The organism is Faecalibacterium sp. DFI.5.82, from assembly GCF_029076575.1.
Lineage (GTDB): Bacteria > Bacillota > Clostridia > Oscillospirales > Ruminococcaceae > Faecalibacterium > Faecalibacterium duncaniae.
The window spans coordinates 1-300 of the sequence record NZ_JARFIS010000770.1; the positions used below are offsets into that span (position 1 = coordinate 1).

1 protein-coding gene is annotated in these 300 nt (G+C 55.3%); it reads left to right on the plus strand.

Going from position 1 to position 300, the window contains the following annotated elements:
* Nucleotides 1-134: 134 nt before the first annotated feature.
* The coding region (locus P0G09_RS18835) for a DegV family protein (protein WP_275253435.1) at nucleotides 135-300 on the plus strand (166 nt) is incomplete at its 3' end.

Consider the following 300-nt stretch of genomic DNA (forward strand, 5'->3'; position numbering starts at 1 on the left):
TGGAAAAGGCTATTGGCAGCAAGATCACCTACATCTCCGTGGGTGCCGAGCGTGAAGCCTACATCCATCACAACGACTGATCCGCGCCACAGAACCCCCCGCATAGAAAAGTAAGCGAGACTAAGTTAGATATCATCACGGACAGCGCCTGCGACCTGACCCCTGAGACGGCCGCAACACTGAATATTGAGATCATCCCCGTCTATGTCTCGCTGGACGGTGAGCACTACCGCAAGGAAGGCAAGGAGATCGCCGTGCGCGATTTCTACCAGTTCATGGTAGATAACCCCGCGGCCTACC